The sequence below is a fragment of the Pantoea agglomerans NBRC 102470 genome (assembly GCF_001598475.1).
GTDB classification, from domain to species: domain Bacteria; phylum Pseudomonadota; class Gammaproteobacteria; order Enterobacterales; family Enterobacteriaceae; genus Pantoea; species Pantoea agglomerans.
On record NZ_BCZA01000007.1, the window covers coordinates 201,229 to 217,356 of the forward strand.

14 protein-coding genes and 2 tRNA genes are annotated in these 16,128 nt (G+C 53.2%); 15 read left to right on the plus strand and 1 reads right to left on the minus strand.

What is annotated here, in order from left to right; genetic code table 11:
- The first annotated feature begins 119 nt into the window (after window positions 1-119).
- Window positions 120-596, plus strand: a complete 477-nt coding sequence (greA, locus tag PAG01S_RS15860) for a transcription elongation factor GreA (RefSeq protein ID WP_010251811.1) — start codon at window positions 120-122, stop codon at window positions 594-596.
- Between the two features lie 106 nt (window positions 597-702).
- Here greA and yhbY read toward each other — a convergent pair whose 3' ends face one another.
- Window positions 703-996 (minus strand): ribosome assembly RNA-binding protein YhbY, encoded by a 294-nt coding sequence (gene yhbY, locus PAG01S_RS15865; protein WP_010251809.1) that lies wholly within the window; start codon window positions 994-996, stop codon window positions 703-705.
- A 127-nt stretch (window positions 997-1,123) separates the two neighbouring features.
- Here yhbY and rlmE point away from each other — a divergent pair, with 127 nt between their 5' ends.
- The 14 genes from rlmE (at window position 1,124) to pnp (ending at window position 16,012) form a co-directional block, all read left to right on the plus strand.
- Complete coding sequence (rlmE, locus tag PAG01S_RS15870) at window positions 1,124-1,753, plus strand: 23S rRNA (uridine(2552)-2'-O)-methyltransferase RlmE (protein WP_010251807.1); 630 nt, start codon at window positions 1,124-1,126, stop codon at window positions 1,751-1,753.
- Window positions 1,754-1,866: 113 nt separating this feature from the next.
- Window positions 1,867-3,792: an ATP-dependent zinc metalloprotease FtsH gene (ftsH, locus tag PAG01S_RS15875; protein WP_010251805.1), complete on the plus strand. Its 1,926-nt coding sequence runs from the start codon at window positions 1,867-1,869 to the stop codon at window positions 3,790-3,792.
- A 79-nt stretch (window positions 3,793-3,871) separates the two neighbouring features.
- The gene (gene folP, locus PAG01S_RS15880) at window positions 3,872-4,711 is read left to right on the plus strand and encodes a dihydropteroate synthase (RefSeq protein ID WP_010671999.1); all 840 of its coding nucleotides are present in this window, start codon (window positions 3,872-3,874) and stop codon (window positions 4,709-4,711) included.
- Window positions 4,708-6,042 carry a phosphoglucosamine mutase gene (gene glmM / locus PAG01S_RS15885; RefSeq protein WP_010251799.1) on the plus strand — a complete coding sequence of 445 codons (1,335 nt, stop codon included), beginning with the start codon at window positions 4,708-4,710 and terminating at the stop codon, window positions 6,040-6,042. Before folP ends, glmM begins: the two co-directional genes overlap by 4 nt.
- Before the next feature lie 216 nt (window positions 6,043-6,258).
- Window positions 6,259-6,597 (plus strand): preprotein translocase subunit SecG, encoded by a 339-nt coding sequence (gene secG / locus PAG01S_RS15890; RefSeq protein ID WP_062759367.1) that lies wholly within the window; start codon window positions 6,259-6,261, stop codon window positions 6,595-6,597.
- Window positions 6,598-6,634: 37 nt separating this feature from the next.
- Window positions 6,635-6,721: transfer RNA gene (locus PAG01S_RS15895), tRNA-Leu, on the plus strand.
- 59 nt (window positions 6,722-6,780) lie between these two features.
- Window positions 6,781-6,857: transfer RNA gene (locus PAG01S_RS15900), tRNA-Met, on the plus strand.
- Window positions 6,858-7,069: 212 nt separating this feature from the next.
- A complete protein-coding gene (gene rimP, locus PAG01S_RS15905) occupies window positions 7,070-7,522 on the plus strand; it encodes a ribosome maturation factor RimP (protein ID WP_010251795.1) in 453 nt (150 codons plus the stop codon).
- A 24-nt stretch (window positions 7,523-7,546) separates the two neighbouring features.
- Complete coding sequence (gene nusA, locus PAG01S_RS15910; protein ID WP_010251792.1) at window positions 7,547-9,034, plus strand: transcription termination factor NusA; 1,488 nt, start codon at window positions 7,547-7,549, stop codon at window positions 9,032-9,034.
- Window positions 9,035-9,051: 17 nt separating this feature from the next.
- Window positions 9,052-11,745 carry a translation initiation factor IF-2 gene (gene infB / locus PAG01S_RS15915; RefSeq protein ID WP_010251789.1) on the plus strand — a complete coding sequence of 898 codons (2,694 nt, stop codon included), beginning with the start codon at window positions 9,052-9,054 and terminating at the stop codon, window positions 11,743-11,745.
- Window positions 11,746-11,810: 65 nt separating this feature from the next.
- Window positions 11,811-12,218 (plus strand): 30S ribosome-binding factor RbfA, encoded by a 408-nt coding sequence (rbfA, locus tag PAG01S_RS15920; RefSeq protein WP_010251785.1) that lies wholly within the window; start codon window positions 11,811-11,813, stop codon window positions 12,216-12,218.
- Complete coding sequence (truB, locus tag PAG01S_RS15925) at window positions 12,218-13,162, plus strand: tRNA pseudouridine(55) synthase TruB (protein WP_010251781.1); 945 nt, start codon at window positions 12,218-12,220, stop codon at window positions 13,160-13,162. The genes rbfA and truB overlap by 1 nt, the downstream gene beginning before the upstream one ends.
- A 131-nt stretch (window positions 13,163-13,293) precedes the next feature.
- Window positions 13,294-13,563 carry a 30S ribosomal protein S15 gene (gene rpsO / locus PAG01S_RS15930; protein WP_003851063.1) on the plus strand — a complete coding sequence of 90 codons (270 nt, stop codon included), beginning with the start codon at window positions 13,294-13,296 and terminating at the stop codon, window positions 13,561-13,563.
- 310 nt (window positions 13,564-13,873) lie between these two features.
- On the plus strand, window positions 13,874-16,012 hold the full coding sequence (pnp, locus tag PAG01S_RS15935) for a polyribonucleotide nucleotidyltransferase (RefSeq protein WP_010251767.1): 2,139 nt from the start codon (window positions 13,874-13,876) through the stop codon (window positions 16,010-16,012).
- Window positions 16,013-16,128 lie beyond the last annotated feature (116 nt).

A 16,128-nucleotide genomic window follows, 5' to 3' on the forward strand; every position in this document is an offset into this window, starting at 1 on the left:
CATCTCCGGGTCAGGATTCTTTTATTTGCAAAAACGGGCTAATGCGCCGCAGAACGCTTTTTTCTGCAGTCACCGGTCAGGATGACATCGTTAAACAGGAAAGATGGCGAGGAGCTTAAATGAATCAGATTCCGATGACGTTAAGAGGCGCTGAAAGATTGCGCGAAGAGCTGAACGAGCTGAAAACCGTGAAGCGCCCGCGCATTATCGCCTCTATCGCTGATGCACGCGAACATGGCGATTTAAAAGAGAACGCGGAATATCACGCTGCGCGTGAAGAGCAGGGTTTTTGCGAAGGCCGTATTCAGGAGATTGAAGCCAAACTCTCCAATGCGCAGGTTATCGACGTCACTCAGATGCCGAAAACCGGACGCGTGATTTTCGGTGCAACCGTCACCGTGCTGAACGTCGAAACCGACGAAGAAGCCACGTATCGCATTGTGGGCGATGACGAAGCGGACTTTAAGCAAAATCTGATTTCGGTCAATTCGCCGATGGCGCGTGGCCTGGTGGGTAAAGAGGCCGATGACGTGGCTATCGTGAAAACCCCGGGCGGCGACGTTGAGTATGAAATCCTGAAGGTGGAATACCTTTAAGATGTTGCTACGCTTTGAAAAGCGTTAAAGCACAATGTAAAGAAAGGAAAAAGGCCGCATTGCGGCCTTTTATCTGAGGTAAGAGCATGTCACTTTCTTTGCCCACTTAGCGTGGCAGAGAAATTTTGCTCTCTTTAGAGGGGCGATACAGCACCAGCGTTTTGCCGATCACCTGTACGTTGCTGGCACCGGTCTCACGCACGATAGCCTCAACGATCAGCTGCTTCGTTTCACGATCTTCCGAGGCAATTTTTACCTTGATCAGTTCGTGATGCGACAGAGCCTGCTCGATTTCGGCCAGCACGCCTTCAGTCAGGCCATTGCCACCCAGCATAACCACTGGCTTGAGCGGATGGGCGAGGCCCTTGAGGTGCTGTTTTTGTTTGGTACTTAGATTCATCGTAGTTTTTTACTTACTCAGGGATTGAAAACGGTTCATTCTACCGCCATCTCGGGTATATCACCAAATCGACGCAACCCATTGCGTGCAGGTTTATCGCTACGATGACGATTTAGTTGGAAATATTATGACGGGTAAAAAGCGTTCGGCCAGCTCCGGCCGCTGGCTTCAGGAACACTTTAGCGATAAATATGTGCTCCAGGCGCATAAAAAAGGGTTGCGTTCGCGCGCCTGGTTTAAACTTGATGAAATACAACAGGGTGACAAGCTTTTCAAACCCGGCATGACCGTGGTAGATCTGGGTGCTGCACCCGGTGGCTGGTCGCAATATGTGGTACAGCAAATTGGGAACAAAGGGCGAGTCATTGCCTGTGATATCCTGCCAATGGATCCGATAGTCGGTGTCGATTTCCTTCAGGGCGATTTTCGTGAAGAATCGGTGGTCAATGCGCTGCTTGAACGCGTTGGCGATCAAAAAGTTCAGGTTGTCATGTCCGATATGGCGCCGAATATGAGTGGTACACCTGCCGTAGATATTCCCCGGTCGATGTATTTAGTCGAGCTGGCGCTGGAGATGTGTCGGGATATCCTGGCACCTGGCGGCAGTTTTGTAGTGAAAGTGTTTCAGGGAGATGGCTTCGATGAATACCTGCGGGAAATTCGCTCCCTGTTTACGAAAGTGAAAATTCGTAAGCCGGACGCTTCACGTTCACGTTCACGTGAAGTGTATATTGTGGCGACTGGGCGCAAACTATAACCAAATTGCTGGAGAAGTCCGCAGTTTTGCTGCGATTCCATGTATGCGGGATCTATAGTACCCTACGCTATCTGTTAACACCGTTGTAATATGAGGTTAATCCCTTGAGTGACATGGCGAAAAACCTGATTCTCTGGTTAGTCATCGCGGTCGTGCTGATGTCAGTATTCCAGAGCTTTGGGCCCAGCGAGTCGAATGGCCGTCGGGTTGATTATTCAACCTTCCTGTCGGAAGTGAACCAGGATCAGGTCCGCGAGGCACGTATTAACGGGCGTGAAATTAACGTCGTTAAAAAAGACAGCAATAAATACACGACCTACATTCCTGTCAACGATCCCAAGTTGCTCGATAACCTCTTGACCAAAAACGTCAAAGTGGTTGGCGAACCGCCGGAAGAACCAAGCCTGCTGGCTTCAATCTTCATTTCGTGGTTCCCGATGTTGCTGCTGATCGGTGTGTGGATCTTCTTTATGCGTCAGATGCAGGGCGGCGGCGGTAAGGGCGCGATGTCCTTCGGCAAGAGCAAAGCCCGCATGTTGACGGAAGACCAGATTAAAACCACTTTCGCCGACGTAGCAGGTTGTGACGAAGCGAAAGATGAAGTTGCTGAGCTGGTGGAATATCTGCGTGAGCCAAGCCGTTTCCAGAAGCTGGGCGGTAAGATTCCAAAAGGCGTTCTGATGGTGGGGCCACCGGGTACCGGTAAAACCTTGCTGGCAAAAGCGATTGCCGGTGAAGCGAAGGTGCCTTTCTTTACCATCTCCGGTTCTGACTTTGTGGAAATGTTTGTCGGTGTCGGTGCATCCCGTGTGCGTGACATGTTCGAACAGGCCAAAAAAGCGGCTCCGTGCATCATCTTTATCGATGAGATCGACGCAGTCGGTCGTCAGCGTGGCGCCGGTTTAGGCGGTGGACATGACGAACGTGAGCAGACGCTGAACCAGATGCTGGTTGAGATGGATGGTTTCGAAGGTAACGAAGGTATTATTGTTATCGCCGCAACTAACCGTCCTGACGTACTGGACCCTGCGCTGCTGCGTCCAGGTCGCTTTGACCGTCAGGTTGTTGTTGGCCTGCCAGATGTTCGCGGTCGTGAGCAGATCCTGAAAGTGCATATGCGTCGTGTGCCGCTGGCAACTGATGTTGATGCAGCAATCATTGCACGTGGTACGCCAGGCTTCTCGGGTGCCGATCTGGCCAACCTTGTTAACGAAGCAGCGCTGTTCGCGGCCCGTTCAAACAAGCGTGTGGTTTCGATGGTAGAGTTCGAGAAAGCGAAAGACAAAATCATGATGGGTGCGGAACGTCGCTCCATGGTGATGACGGAATCGCAGAAAGAGTCAACTGCCTACCACGAAGCAGGCCACGCCATTATTGGTCGCCTGGTGCCAGAGCATGACCCGGTTCATAAAGTAACGATTATCCCGCGCGGTCGCGCACTGGGTGTGACCTTCTTCCTGCCTGAAGGCGACGCGATCAGCGCCAGCCGTCAGAAACTGGAAAGCCAGATCTCAACGCTTTACGGCGGTCGTCTGGCAGAAGAGATCATCTATGGTGCAGAACGTGTTTCTACCGGTGCGTCCAACGATATTAAAGTTGCGACCAATCTGGCACGTAACATGGTGACGCAGTGGGGCTTCTCTGAAAAACTGGGCCCGTTGCTCTATGCAGAAGAAGAGGGTGAAGTGTTCCTTGGACGTTCTGTCGCGAAAGCGAAACATATGTCTGATGAAACGGCCCGCATCATCGACCAGGAAGTTAAGCACCTGATCGACAGCAACTACCAGCGTGCTCGTCAGATTCTGGGTGAGAACATGGACATCCTTCACGCGATGAAAGACGCGCTGATGAAGTATGAAACCATTGATGCACCGCAGATCGACGACCTGATGGCGCGCCGCGAAGTGCGTCCGCCAGCGGGCTGGGAAGATCCAGGCAGCAACTCAGACAGCAACGGTACGCCAAAGGCGCCACGTCCGGTTGATGAACCGCGTACGCCAAACCCAGGCAATACCATGTCAGAGCAGTACAACAAATAAGACGCAACATCGTCAGACAAAACCCCGGCTGGTCCGGGGTTTTTTACATCCAGATATTGATCAGCAAGGAGTTTCCGCCATGAAGTTGTTCGCCCGTGATTCCCATCTCGATTTATCTTTTCCACATGTGATGGGCATTCTTAACGTCACGCCGGACTCCTTTTCAGATGGTGGAAAGCATAACGCGCTGGTTGATGCGCTGACGCATACCAATGAGATGGTCAATGCAGGCGCAACCATCATCGATGTGGGTGGGGAATCAACCCGTCCTGGCGCGGATGAAGTGAGTGTGGAGGAGGAGCTGGAGCGGGTGATTCCGGTCATCGATGCCATTGCCCAGCGTTTCGAAGTCTGGATTTCAGTGGACACCTCTAAAGCTGACGTCATCCGGGAAGCCGCGCGAGTAGGTGCTCACATCATAAACGACGTGCGTTCGCTTTCTGAACCCGGAGCACTGGAAGCCGCCGCCTCGACCGGGCTGCCCGTCTGTTTAATGCATATGCAGGGCGAACCGCGCACCATGCAGCAGGCACCGGTTTACGAAAATATTTTAAGCGAAGTGGACACTTACTTCGCTCAGCAGATAGCGCGCTGCGAAGCGGCGGGCATTAAAAAAGAGCGTCTGATACTCGACCCGGGCTTCGGTTTCGGTAAAAATCTCAGCCACAATTATGAACTGCTGGCTCATCTTGGCGATTTTCACCACTTCGGCCTGCCGCTGTTAGTGGGGATGTCGCGTAAATCGATGATTGGCCAGCTGTTAAACGTCGGCCCGTCACAGCGTTTAACCGGCAGCCTGAGTTGCGCGGTGATTGCTGCTATGCAGGGCGCGCAGATTATTCGCGCCCATGATGTAAAAGAGACGGCTGAAGCGATGCGCGTGGTCGAAGCGACCCGAAGAGCAAAAGGAGTATCATGAGTAATCGTAAATATTTCGGTACAGACGGCATTCGTGGCAAAGTCGGTGAAGCACCCATCACCCCCGATTTCGTCCTGAAGCTGGGCTGGGCCGCAGGTAAAGTGCTGGCGCGCCACGGTTCAAAGAAGATCATTATCGGTAAAGATACCCGTATCTCTGGCTATATGCTGGAGTCCGCGCTGGAAGCCGGTCTCGCAGCAGCAGGCCTGACGGCCGCCTTTACCGGCCCGATGCCGACACCAGCCATCGCCTATCTGACCCGTACCTTCCGCGCAGAGGCGGGCATTGTGATTTCAGCGTCACATAACCCGTTTGACGACAACGGGATTAAATTCTTCTCGTCCGAGGGCACCAAACTGCCCGACGACGTTGAAGAGGCGATTGAGCTGGAGATGGAAAAGCCGATTACCTGTGTTGAATCAGCGCAGTTAGGTCGTGCCAGCCGTATTGTGGATGCAGCAGGGCGTTACATTGAGTTCTGCAAAGGCACTTTCCCCAGCGAACTGAATCTGAATGGCCTGAAAATTGTGGTCGACTGCGCCAATGGTGCCACTTACCACATTGCGCCGAATGTATTGCGTGAACTGGGCGCGACGGTGATTGCTATCGGTGTCCAGCCAGACGGCATGAACATCAACAAAGAGTGCGGTGCCACCGACCTCAAACTGCTGCAGCAGCGCGTGCTGGCGGAGAAGGCCGATATCGGCCTGGCCTACGACGGTGACGGCGATCGCATCATGATGATTGACCATCTGGGTGACAAAGTTGATGGCGACCAGATCCTCTACATCATTGCGCGTGAAGCCCTGCGTCAGGGACAGTTACGCGGCGGCGTGGTGGGTACGCTGATGAGTAACATGGGGCTGGAGTTAGCGCTGAAACAGCTTGGCATTCCGTTTACCCGTGCCAAAGTCGGTGACCGTTATGTACTGGAGAAGATGCAGGAGAAGGGCTGGCGTCTCGGTGCAGAGAACTCCGGTCATGTGATCCTGCTGGATAAAACCACAACCGGTGACGGTATCGTTGCAAGTTTGCAAGTGCTCACTGCGATGGTGCGTAATCACATGAGCCTGCACGATCTCTGTAGTGGCATGAAGATGCTGCCGCAGGTTCTGGTTAACGTACGCTTTGCGGGCGAACATGATCCGCTTCAGAGTGACGCGGTAAAAGCTGTCACGGCTGAAGTGGAAAAAGCGCTGGCGGGTCGCGGACGCGTTCTGCTGCGTAAATCAGGTACTGAGCCATTAATTCGTGTCATGGTCGAAGGCGAAAATGAGGCGCAGGTCACCGAACTGGCGAATCGCATCGCCGACCAGGTCAAGGCCGTTTAAAACCGTAACAGGCGGTCTGCAGGGTGCTGAACTGCCTGTAAAATCACCGGGATGGCGTTTTTTTCTGCAAACAGTAGGGGTAGTAAAAATTGCACTTGCAGAGATATGCGCCTTTGGTTAGTATTCACACCCGCTTCTGATGGGTGATGACGAGACTCCCCATCAATACTGGTTGAAGCTTTAACTGTACGATTACCGTGCAAGGAACAGGATGATATGTACCAAGCTCTTTTAGTAGTTTTCCTTATTGTAGCTATCGCCCTCGTGGGTATGATCATGCTGCAGCAAGGCAAAGGCGCTGATATGGGAGCCTCATTCGGTGCAGGCGCATCCGGTACGGTGTTTGGTTCTTCGGGCTCAGGTAATTTCATGACTCGTACAACCGGCATCTTAGCAGCGCTGTTTTTCATCATCAGCCTGGTACTGGGTAATCTGAACAGCAATAAAGCGTCTAAAGGAAGCGAGTGGGAAAATCTTTCTGCGCCGGCGCAGTCTTCTCAACAGACTGAAAAGCCAACTCAACCGGTAACGCCGGGCAGCGATATTCCTAAGTAAGATCGTCAGCACAACGAATCGTTGTGGTCAGTGCAGTGCCGTGGTGGTGGAATTGGTAGACACGCTACCTTGAGGTGGTAGTGCCCGATTGGGCTTACGGGTTCAAGTCCCGTCCTCGGTACCAAATAGCAGTATCCCTTGCATTTTATGCAGGTCTGGCGTATTATTCGCCACGTTTTCGGACGCGGGGTGGAGCAGCCTGGTAGCTCGTCGGGCTCATAACCCGAAGGTCGTCGGTTCAAATCCGGCCCCCGCAACCAATTTTCCCTTTGAGTTCTTTTTCAAATATACTGTATGCATCGACGGACGCATTCACGGTTATTTTTTGAAAGAAAATTCTTTGGATGGAGTCCGGGCCGCATTGCGGCATACAGGGTCCAGTGATTAAAAGCCCCGAATATTCGGGGTTTTTTGTTATTAGCGAATCGTAATACTGGGCTATAGGCCCTTTTTTTATGTCTTGGGGGTGGGCTTGTCCACATTAGAGCAAAAATTGACAGAGTTGGTATCGGCTCCCGTAGAAGCGCTGGGTTACGAACTGGTTGGAATTGAATTCGTTCGTAGTCGCACATCTATCCTGCGCATCTATATTGATAGTGAAGATGGCATCAATGTCGATGATTGCGCCGATGTCAGCCACCAGGTAAGTGCGGTAATGGATGTTGAAGATCCCATTACGGTCCCTTACAACCTAGAAGTCTCTTCACCGGGACTCGATCGTCCTCTGTTCACTGCAGAACACTACACCCGCTTTATGGGTGAAGAAGTGAGTCTGGTGTTGCGTATGGCCGTGCAGAACCGCCGTAAATGGCAGGGAACCATTAAGTCAGTTGATGGCGAGATGATCACGGTGCACGTTGAGGGTAGCGATGAAGTGTTCGCACTGAGTAATATTCAGAAAGCGAACCTGGTCCCCCACTTTTAAAAGTCCGGATTGAGGCTAACCAGGATGAACAAAGAGATCTTAGCTGTTGTAGAAGCCGTTTCTAACGAAAAAGCCCTGCCGCGTGAGAAAATCTTCGAAGCGCTGGAGAGCGCGCTGGCGACTGCGACCAAGAAAAAGTACGAGCAGGAAATTGAGGTACGCGTCAGCATTGATCGCCGCAGTGGCGATTTCGATACTTTCCGCCGCTGGGAAATCGTAGAAGAGGTGACACAGCCGACGCGCGAGATCACGCTGGATGCGGCCCGCTTCGAAGATGAAGCATTCAATCTGGGCGAATATGTCGAAGATCAGATTGAATCGGTCACCTTTGACCGTATCACCACCCAGACTGCTAAGCAGGTTATCGTGCAAAAAGTGCGCGAAGCTGAGCGCGCAATGGTGGTTGATCAGTTCCGTGAGCAGGAAGGCGAAATTATCACGGGCGTGGTGAAGAAAGTTAACCGCGACAACATCTCCCTCGACTTAGGCAGCAATGCCGAAGCGGTGATTCTGCGCGAAGATATGCTGCCGCGTGAAAACTTCCGTCCAGGCGACCGTATTCGTGGCGTACTCTACTCTGTACGTCCGGAAGCGCGTGGCGCGCAACTGTTCGTGACGCGTTCTAAACCAGAAATGCTGATTGAACTGTTCCGCATCGAGGTGCCAGAAATTGGCGAAGAACTGATTGAAATTAAAGCCGCTGCCCGTGATCCGGGTTCGCGCGCTAAAATTGCAGTCAAAACCAACGACAAACGTATTGATCCGGTGGGTGCCTGTGTGGGCATGCGCGGCGCGCGTGTTCAGGCAGTTTCCAGTGAACTGGGCGGCGAGCGTATCGATATCGTGCTGTGGGACGATAACCCGGCGCAGTTTGTTATTAACGCCATGGCTCCGGCCGATGTGGCGTCAATCGTGGTTGATGAAGATAACCACACCATGGATATCGCCGTAGAAGCTGGCAATCTGGCTCAGGCGATCGGCCGTAACGGCCAAAACGTGCGTCTCGCTTCACAGCTGAGTGGCTGGGAGCTGAACGTGATGACCGTCGATGATCTGCAGGCTAAGCATCAGGCTGAAGCACATGCAGCGATCGATATGTTCACTAAACATCTCGACATCGACGAAGAGTTCGCCACCGTACTGGTGGAAGAGGGCTTCTCCTCGCTGGAAGAGCTGGCATACGTGCCAATCAACGAGCTGCTGGAAGTCGACGGCCTCGACGAAGAGACCATTGAAGCCCTGCGTGAACGAGCAAAAAATGCGTTAACCACCCTGGCACTGGCGAAAGAAGAGAGTCTTGGAAATCAGGAGCCCGCTGAGGATCTTCTGAATCTTGAAGGCCTCGATCGTGCGCTGGCGTTCCGCCTGGCGTCGAAAGGCGTTTGCACGCTGGAAGATCTCGCTGAGCAAGGTGTTGACGATCTGACGGATATTGAAGGCATGTCTGATGAACAAGCCGGCGCGCTGATTATGGCCGCACGTAATATCTGCTGGTTCGGCGATGACGCGTAATAACAGGAAGGAACAGCATGACAGATGTAACCGTAAAATCGCTGGCCGCAGAAATTCAGACTCCGGTCGATCGCCTGGTACAGCAATTTGCTGATGCGGGGATCCCTAAGTCTGAAAATGACGCGGTGACCCAGCAAGAGAAAGAAACCTTACTATCTCATCTGAACCGTGAACACGGTCAGGTCGGTTCAGCTAAGCTGACGCTGCAGCGTAAAACGCGCAGCACCTTGAATATTCCAGGCACCGGGGGTAAAAGTAAGTCGGTGCAAATTGAAGTCCGCAAAAAGCGTACCTATGTGAAGGGTGATGCAGAGGCTGAGCAAGCTCAGGCAGAAGCTGAAGCCGAGGCGCAGCGTGAAGCGGAAGAGCAGGCGCAACGCGAGGCTGAAGAAAAAGCCCGTCGCGAAGCTGAACAGAAAGCGCAACGTGAAGCCGAAGATAAAGCCAGGCGCGAAGCCGCTGACAAGGCCAAACGTGCAGCAGCGGAAAATGAAAAAGTGACAAATCAACCTACCGACGAAGTGACCAGGGCTGCGCAATCAGACAAAGCCCGTCGCGAAGCTGAAGCTGCCGAACTGAAGCGTAAAGCTGAAGAAGAAGCCCGCCGTAAGCTTGAAGAGGCTGCCCGCCTCGTAGCAGAAGAAGCCCGCCGTCTGGCTGAAGAGAAATCAGCTGAATGGGAAAAACCGGAAGAAGAGGATAAAGGCGACTATCACGTCACCACTTCGACCCATGCCCGTCAGGCGGAAGATGAAAACGACCGTCAGGTTGAAGCAGGTCGTGCGCGTGCGCGTACTACGGCTAAAGCTGCGCGTCCGGCGAAAAAAGGCAACAAACACTCTGAAGCCAAAACTGACCGTGAAGAAGCGCGTGCGCAGGTTCGTGGTGGTAAAGGCGGCAAGCATCGCAAACCTAGCGCACTGCAGCAGGGCTTCAACAAGCCAGCGCAGGCCGTTAACCGCGATGTTGTGATTGGCGAAACTATCACCGTAGCCGAACTGGCTAACAAAATGGCGGTGAAAGGTTCTCTGGTCATTAAAGCGATGATGAGAATGGGCGCCATGGCGACCATCAACCAGGTCATCGACCAGGAAACTGCACAGCTCGTTGCCGAAGAGATGGGCCACAAAGTGACCCTGCGTCGTGAGAACGAGCTGGAAGAAGCGGTAATGGACGATCGTGATACTGATGCTGCGCAGGAGTCTCGTGCTCCGGTTGTCACCATCATGGGCCACGTCGACCACGGTAAAACGTCCCTGCTGGACTATATTCGTTCCACTAAAATCGCCTCTGGCGAAGCGGGCGGTATTACTCAGCACATCGGTGCTTACCACGTTGAAACCGACAACGGTATGGTTACCTTCCTGGATACCCCGGGCCACGCCGCGTTTACCGCGATGCGTGCACGTGGTGCGCAGGCGACCGATATCGTTATCCTGGTGGTTGCAGCAGACGATGGCGTGATGCCACAGACTGTCGAAGCTATTCAGCACGCCAAAGCCGCTAAAGTGCCGGTTGTGGTTGCAGTGAACAAGTGCGATAAGCCAGAAGCGGATCCGGATCGTGTTAAAAACGAACTGACTCAGTACGGTATCATTCCGGAAGAGTGGGGCGGCGAAAACATGTTCGTTAATGTCTCTGCGAAAGCGGGTACCGGCATTGATGACCTGTTAAACGCTATCCTGCTGCAGGCGGAAGTGCTGGAACTGACCGCTATCCGTGAAGGTATGGCGAGCGGCGTGGTGATCGAATCGTTCCTCGACAAAGGTCGTGGTCCGGTTGCCACCGTGCTGGTACGTGAAGGTACGCTGAACAAAGGCGACATCGTTCTTTGTGGTTTCGAATATGGCCGCGTTCGTGCAATGCGTGACGAACTGGGTCGCGAAGTCATGGAAGCGGGTCCATCTATCCCGGTTGAGATTCTGGGCCTGTCCGGCGTGCCGGCTGCGGGTGATGAAGCGACCGTGGTACGTGACGAGAAGAAAGCACGTGAAGTTGCGCTCTATCGTCAGGGCAAATTCCGCGAAGTTAAACTGGCTCGCCAGCAGAAATCTAAGCTCGAGAACATGTTTGCTAACATGACCGAAGGCGAAGTGTCTGAACTGAACATCGTTCTGAAAGCTGACGTTCAGGGTTCTGTGGAAGCAATCTCCGACTCCCTGCAGAAACTCTCCACCGACGAAGTGAAGGTGAAGATTGTGGGTTCAGGCGTGGGCGGGATTACCGAAACCGATGCGACCCTGGCTGCTGCCTCTAACGCCATCCTCCTTGGCTTCAACGTTCGTGCCGATGCCTCTGCGCGTCGCGTCATTGACGCAGAAAGCCTGGATCTGCGCTACTACTCTGTCATCTATAACCTGATTGACGAAGTTAAAGCGGCGATGAGCGGCATGCTGGCACCAGAGTACAAACAGCAGATCATCGGTCTGGCTGCGGTGCGCGATGTGTTCAAATCACCGAAGTTTGGCGCGATTGCCGGTTGTATGGTGACGGAAGGTAACATCAAGCGTCACAATCCAATCCGTGTCCTGCGCGACAACGTGGTAATTTACGAAGGCGAGCTGGAATCTCTGCGTCGCTTTAAAGATGACGTCAACGAAGTGCGTAACGGCATGGAGTGCGGTATCGGCGTGAAGAACTACAACGACGTTCGCGTTGGCGATATGATCGAAGTGTTTGAAATCATCGAAATTAAACGCACCATCGAGTAATAGACTGCTGATGTGTTGCAATTTGGGAGGCCTCTGGCCTCCCGAATTATTTGGGAGAAATAATGATGGCGAAAGAATTTGGTCGCCCGCAGCGCGTTTCACAAGAGCTGCAAAAAGAGATTGCGATGATCCTGCAGCGTGAGATCAAAGATCCACGTCTTGGCATGATGGTCACCGTATCAGGCGTTGAAGTCTCACGCGATCTCGCTTACGCAAAAGTGTTCGTGACTTTCCTCAATGACAAAGATGAAGAAGCGATTAAACATGGCCTGAAAGCGCTGAAAGAAGCGTCAGGTTATATCCGCATTCTGCTGGGCAAAGCGATGCGTCTGCGTATCGTGCCTGAGCTGACTTTCTTCTACGACAACTCGTTAGTCGAAGGGATGCGCATGTCCAATCTCGTCACCAGCGTCGTGAAGAACGATACTGAACGCCGTGGTCCGGACGCCACTGGCGATGACGAGGAGGCGTAATGAGTCGTCCGCGTCGTCGCGGTCGCGACGTCCATGGCGTGTTGTTGCTGGATAAGCCACAAGGCGTCTCGTCGAATGATGTCCTGCAGAAAGTGAAGCGTATCTTTAACGCGAATCGCGCAGGACATACCGGCGCGCTGGATCCTCTGGCTACCGGCATGTTGCCGATCTGCCTGGGTGAAGCGACTAAGTTTTCGCAGTATCTGCTCGATTCCGACAAACGCTATCGCGTGATTGCCCGACTGGGCGAGCGGACCGACACGTCAGACGCCGATGGCAACATCGTGCAGACGCGTCCGGTCAGCTTCAGTCAGGCCGATCTGGACAGTGCTCTGGAGAGCTTCCGTGGCGAAACGCTGCAGGTGCCTTCGATGTTTTCGGCACTGAAGCATCAGGGACGCCCGCTGTATGAATATGCGCGTCAGGGCATTGAGATTGCGCGTGAACCGCGTCCGATCACTGTCTATGAACTGCAATTTATTCGCTGGCAGGATAACGAGCTGGAGCTGGAAATTCACTGCTCCAAAGGCACCTATATCCGCACCATCATCGATGACCTGGGCGAAAAGCTGGGATGCGGTGCGCACGTGATTATGCTGCGTCGCGTTCAGGTTGCCCGTTATCCGTATGAAAGGATGGTGACGCTGGAACAGCTCAACACCCTGCTGACGGAAGCCACAGAAGCCGGCATTCCACTGGAAACGCAGCTCGATCCGCTGTTGTTGCCGATGGACAGCCCCGCCTCTGATTTCCCTGAAGTGAATATCCCGCCTGCCGTGGCAGATTTCTTCCGCCAGGGACAGCCGGTACAGGCCAGCAATGCGCCTGCCCAGGGGCTGGTAAGGGTATCGGAAGGCGAAGCGCGTAAGTTTATCGGTATGGCAGAAATTGCCGACGATGGCCGGCTTGCGCCACGTCGTTTAGTGGTTGAGTATCAGGATTGAGCCAGGCGTTCACTTTTCGCTGATGGGGCATTTGCGTTGCTATCGGGCGCAGAGTAGAATAGCGCGGCTTTAAAGCGGGATGCTGAATTAGAGATCGGCACCCATACATTCATTTATTACTGGAGTTTATTATGTCTCTAAGCGTAGAAGCTAAAGCAGAGATCGTTGCTAAATATGGCCGTGGTGCTAACGACAGCGGTTCAACTGAAGTTCAGGTTGCCCTGTTGACCGCGCAGATTACCCATCTGCAGGGTCACTTCTCTGAGCACAAAAAAGACCACCACAGCCGCCGCGGTCTGCTGCGCATGGTATCTCAGCGTCGTAAGCTGCTGGACTACCTGAAGCGTAAAGACGTTGCACGCTACAGCAGCCTGATCGAAAGTCTCGGTCTGCGTCGCTAAGTCTGAAGAATCTGATCGTCGGGGCATTATGCGGGCTTTTGCACTCTGTGCAGCTTACGATCAGATTTGTGCGAGTTTCGTGAAGAGGGGGCCTTTATGGCCCCTTTTTTCGAGCAATCGGCAGCAATCCGGACCAAACTGATGTATTGTTGCTTAGTGTGATCTTTAGTTTGCAGAATTTCGCGCGGCTAATGAGAGGCTTTACCGCAGGGGCGGTCGAGGGTTGTCATTAGTCGCGAGGATGCAACTGAAGATTGGTAATCAATGGCGGGCTACAGATAGCCATGCCCCGAAGTTAAGGACTTTGATTTTGCTGAATCCGATCGTACGCAAATTCCAATATGGTCAACATACCGTCACGCTGGAAACCGGCATGATGGCTCGCCAGGCGACAGCCGCTGTTATGGTGAGCATGGACGATACTGCAGTATTCGTCACTGTAGTAGGTCAGAAAAAATCTAAACCAGGTCAGGATTTCTTCCCACTGACCGTGAACTATCAGGAGCGTACTTACGCTGCTGGTCGTATCCCAGGCAGCTTCTTCCGTCGTGAAGGCCGTCCAAGCGAAGGCGAAACCCTGATTTCGCGTCTGATTGACCGCCCGATTCGTCCGCTGTTCCCGGAAGGTTTTGTTAACGAAGTTCAGGTTATCGCCACTGTTGTCTCTGTGAACCCACAGGTTCATCCGGACATCGTTGCCATGATCGGTGCTTCTGCTGCACTGGCGCTTTCTGGTCTGCCGTTCAATGGCCCAATTGGTTCTGCGCGTGTTGGTTACATCAACGATCAATATGTCCTGAACCCAACCGCAGATGAGCTGAAACAGTCTCGTCTGGATCTGGTGGTTGCCGGTACGCAGAATGCCGTTCTGATGGTTGAATCTGAAGCTGAGATCCTGTCAGAAGAGCAGATGCTGGGCGCCGTGGTCTTTGGTCACGACCAGCAGCAGATTGTTATCGAAAACATTAATGCTCTGGTTGCTGAAGCGGGCAAACCACGCTGGGACTGGCAGCCAGAAGCGGCCAATACCGCACTGATTTCTCGCGTTGCTGCCCTGGCAGAAGCGCGCATCAGCGATGCTTACCGCATCACTGACAAGCAGGAGCGTTACACCCAGGTTGGCGTCATTAAAGACGAAACCATCGCTGCGCTGCTGGCTGAAGATGAAACGCTGGATGGTTCAGAAATCGGCGACATCGTGCATAGCCTTGAAAAAACCGTTGTTCGTACTCGCATCCTGAATGGCGAGCCACGCATCGATGGTCGTGAAAAAGATATGATCCGTGGTCTGGACGTGCGTACTGGCGTATTGCCACGTACACACGGTTCATCACTGTTCACCCGTGGTGAGACGCAGGCACTGGTTACTGCAACGCTGGGTACGACCCGCGATGCGCAGAACCTTGATGAGCTGATGGGCGAACGTACCGACAGCTTCCTGTTCCATTACAACTTCCCTCCATACTCTGTCGGCGAAACCGGCATGGTAGGTTCGCCGAAGCGTCGTGAGATTGGTCACGGTCGTCTGGCGAAGCGCGGCGTGTTAGCGGTAATGCCTAAAGCGGAAGATTTCCCTTACACCATTCGTGTTGTTTCTGAAATCACCGAATCTAACGGCTCTTCTTCAATGGCCTCTGTCTGCGGTGCCTCACTGGCGCTGATGGATGCAGGCGTGCCAATCAAAGCCGCCGTTGCCGGTATCGCAATGGGTCTGGTGAAAGAAGATGAGAAGTTTGTTGTTCTGTCTGACATCCTGGGCGATGAAGATCACCTGGGCGACATGGACTTCAAAGTAGCCGGTAGCCGTGAAGGTATCACCGCGCTGCAGATGGACATCAAAATCGAAGGCATCACGCGTGAAATCATGCAGGAAGCGCTGAACCAGGCCCGTGGTGCACGTCTGCACATTCTGGGCGTTATGGAACAGGCTATCAGCACACCGCGTACTGAGATTTCTGAATTCGCACCACGCATTTACACCATCAAAATCAGCTCTGACAAGATCAAAGATGTGATCGGTAAAGGCGGCTCAGTGATTCGTGCACTGACCGAAGAGACCGGCACAACGATTGAAATTGAAGATGACGGCACCGTGAAAATCGCTGCGACCGATGGTCTGAAAGCGAAAGAAGCGATTCGTCGTATCGAAGAGATTACCGCAGAGATCGAAGTGGGCCGCGTTTACAGTGGTAAAGTGACCCGTATCGTTGACTTCGGCGCCTTCGTTGCAATCGGCGGCGGTAAAGAAGGTCTGGTTCACATTTCACAAATCGCTGATAAGCGCGTTGAGAAAGTGACTGACTATCTGCAGATGGGTCAGGAAGTACCGGTTAAGGTGATGGAAGTTGATCGCCAGGGCCGTGTACGTCTGAGCATCAAAGAAGCGACAGAATCTAAGCCGCAGGCTGAAGAAGCTGTCGCGGTGACCACGCCTGACGCTGCTGAATAAGTCGTTGCTGATTTGCCCCTCTCTGCCTGGCAGAGAGGGGCGTTTGTATCATCGCGAGGGCGGGAATCCTTGTGCACAGCAGGCGGATGACAGGATGGTTATCCCAATGTTTGTTT

What these genes read in the sequence shown, in the direction of transcription:
- greA (WP_010251811.1), top strand. Translation starts at nt 120, where the DNA reads ATGAATCAGATTCCGATGACGTTAAGAGGCGCTGAAAGATTGCGCGAA.
- yhbY (WP_010251809.1), bottom strand. Translation starts at nt 996, where the DNA reads ATGAATCTAAGTACCAAACAAAAACAGCACCTCAAGGGCCTCGCCCAT.
- rlmE (WP_010251807.1), top strand. Translation starts at nt 1,124, where the DNA reads ATGACGGGTAAAAAGCGTTCGGCCAGCTCCGGCCGCTGGCTTCAGGAA.
- ftsH (WP_010251805.1), top strand. Translation starts at nt 1,867, where the DNA reads ATGGCGAAAAACCTGATTCTCTGGTTAGTCATCGCGGTCGTGCTGATG.
- folP (WP_010671999.1), top strand. Translation starts at nt 3,872, where the DNA reads ATGAAGTTGTTCGCCCGTGATTCCCATCTCGATTTATCTTTTCCACAT.
- glmM (WP_010251799.1), top strand. Translation starts at nt 4,708, where the DNA reads ATGAGTAATCGTAAATATTTCGGTACAGACGGCATTCGTGGCAAAGTC.
- secG (WP_062759367.1), top strand. Translation starts at nt 6,259, where the DNA reads ATGTACCAAGCTCTTTTAGTAGTTTTCCTTATTGTAGCTATCGCCCTC.
- nusA (WP_010251792.1), top strand. Translation starts at nt 7,547, where the DNA reads ATGAACAAAGAGATCTTAGCTGTTGTAGAAGCCGTTTCTAACGAAAAA.
- infB (WP_010251789.1), top strand. Translation starts at nt 9,052, where the DNA reads ATGACAGATGTAACCGTAAAATCGCTGGCCGCAGAAATTCAGACTCCG.
- rbfA (WP_010251785.1), top strand. Translation starts at nt 11,811, where the DNA reads ATGGCGAAAGAATTTGGTCGCCCGCAGCGCGTTTCACAAGAGCTGCAA.
- truB (WP_010251781.1), top strand. Translation starts at nt 12,218, where the DNA reads ATGAGTCGTCCGCGTCGTCGCGGTCGCGACGTCCATGGCGTGTTGTTG.
- rpsO (WP_003851063.1), top strand. Translation starts at nt 13,294, where the DNA reads ATGTCTCTAAGCGTAGAAGCTAAAGCAGAGATCGTTGCTAAATATGGC.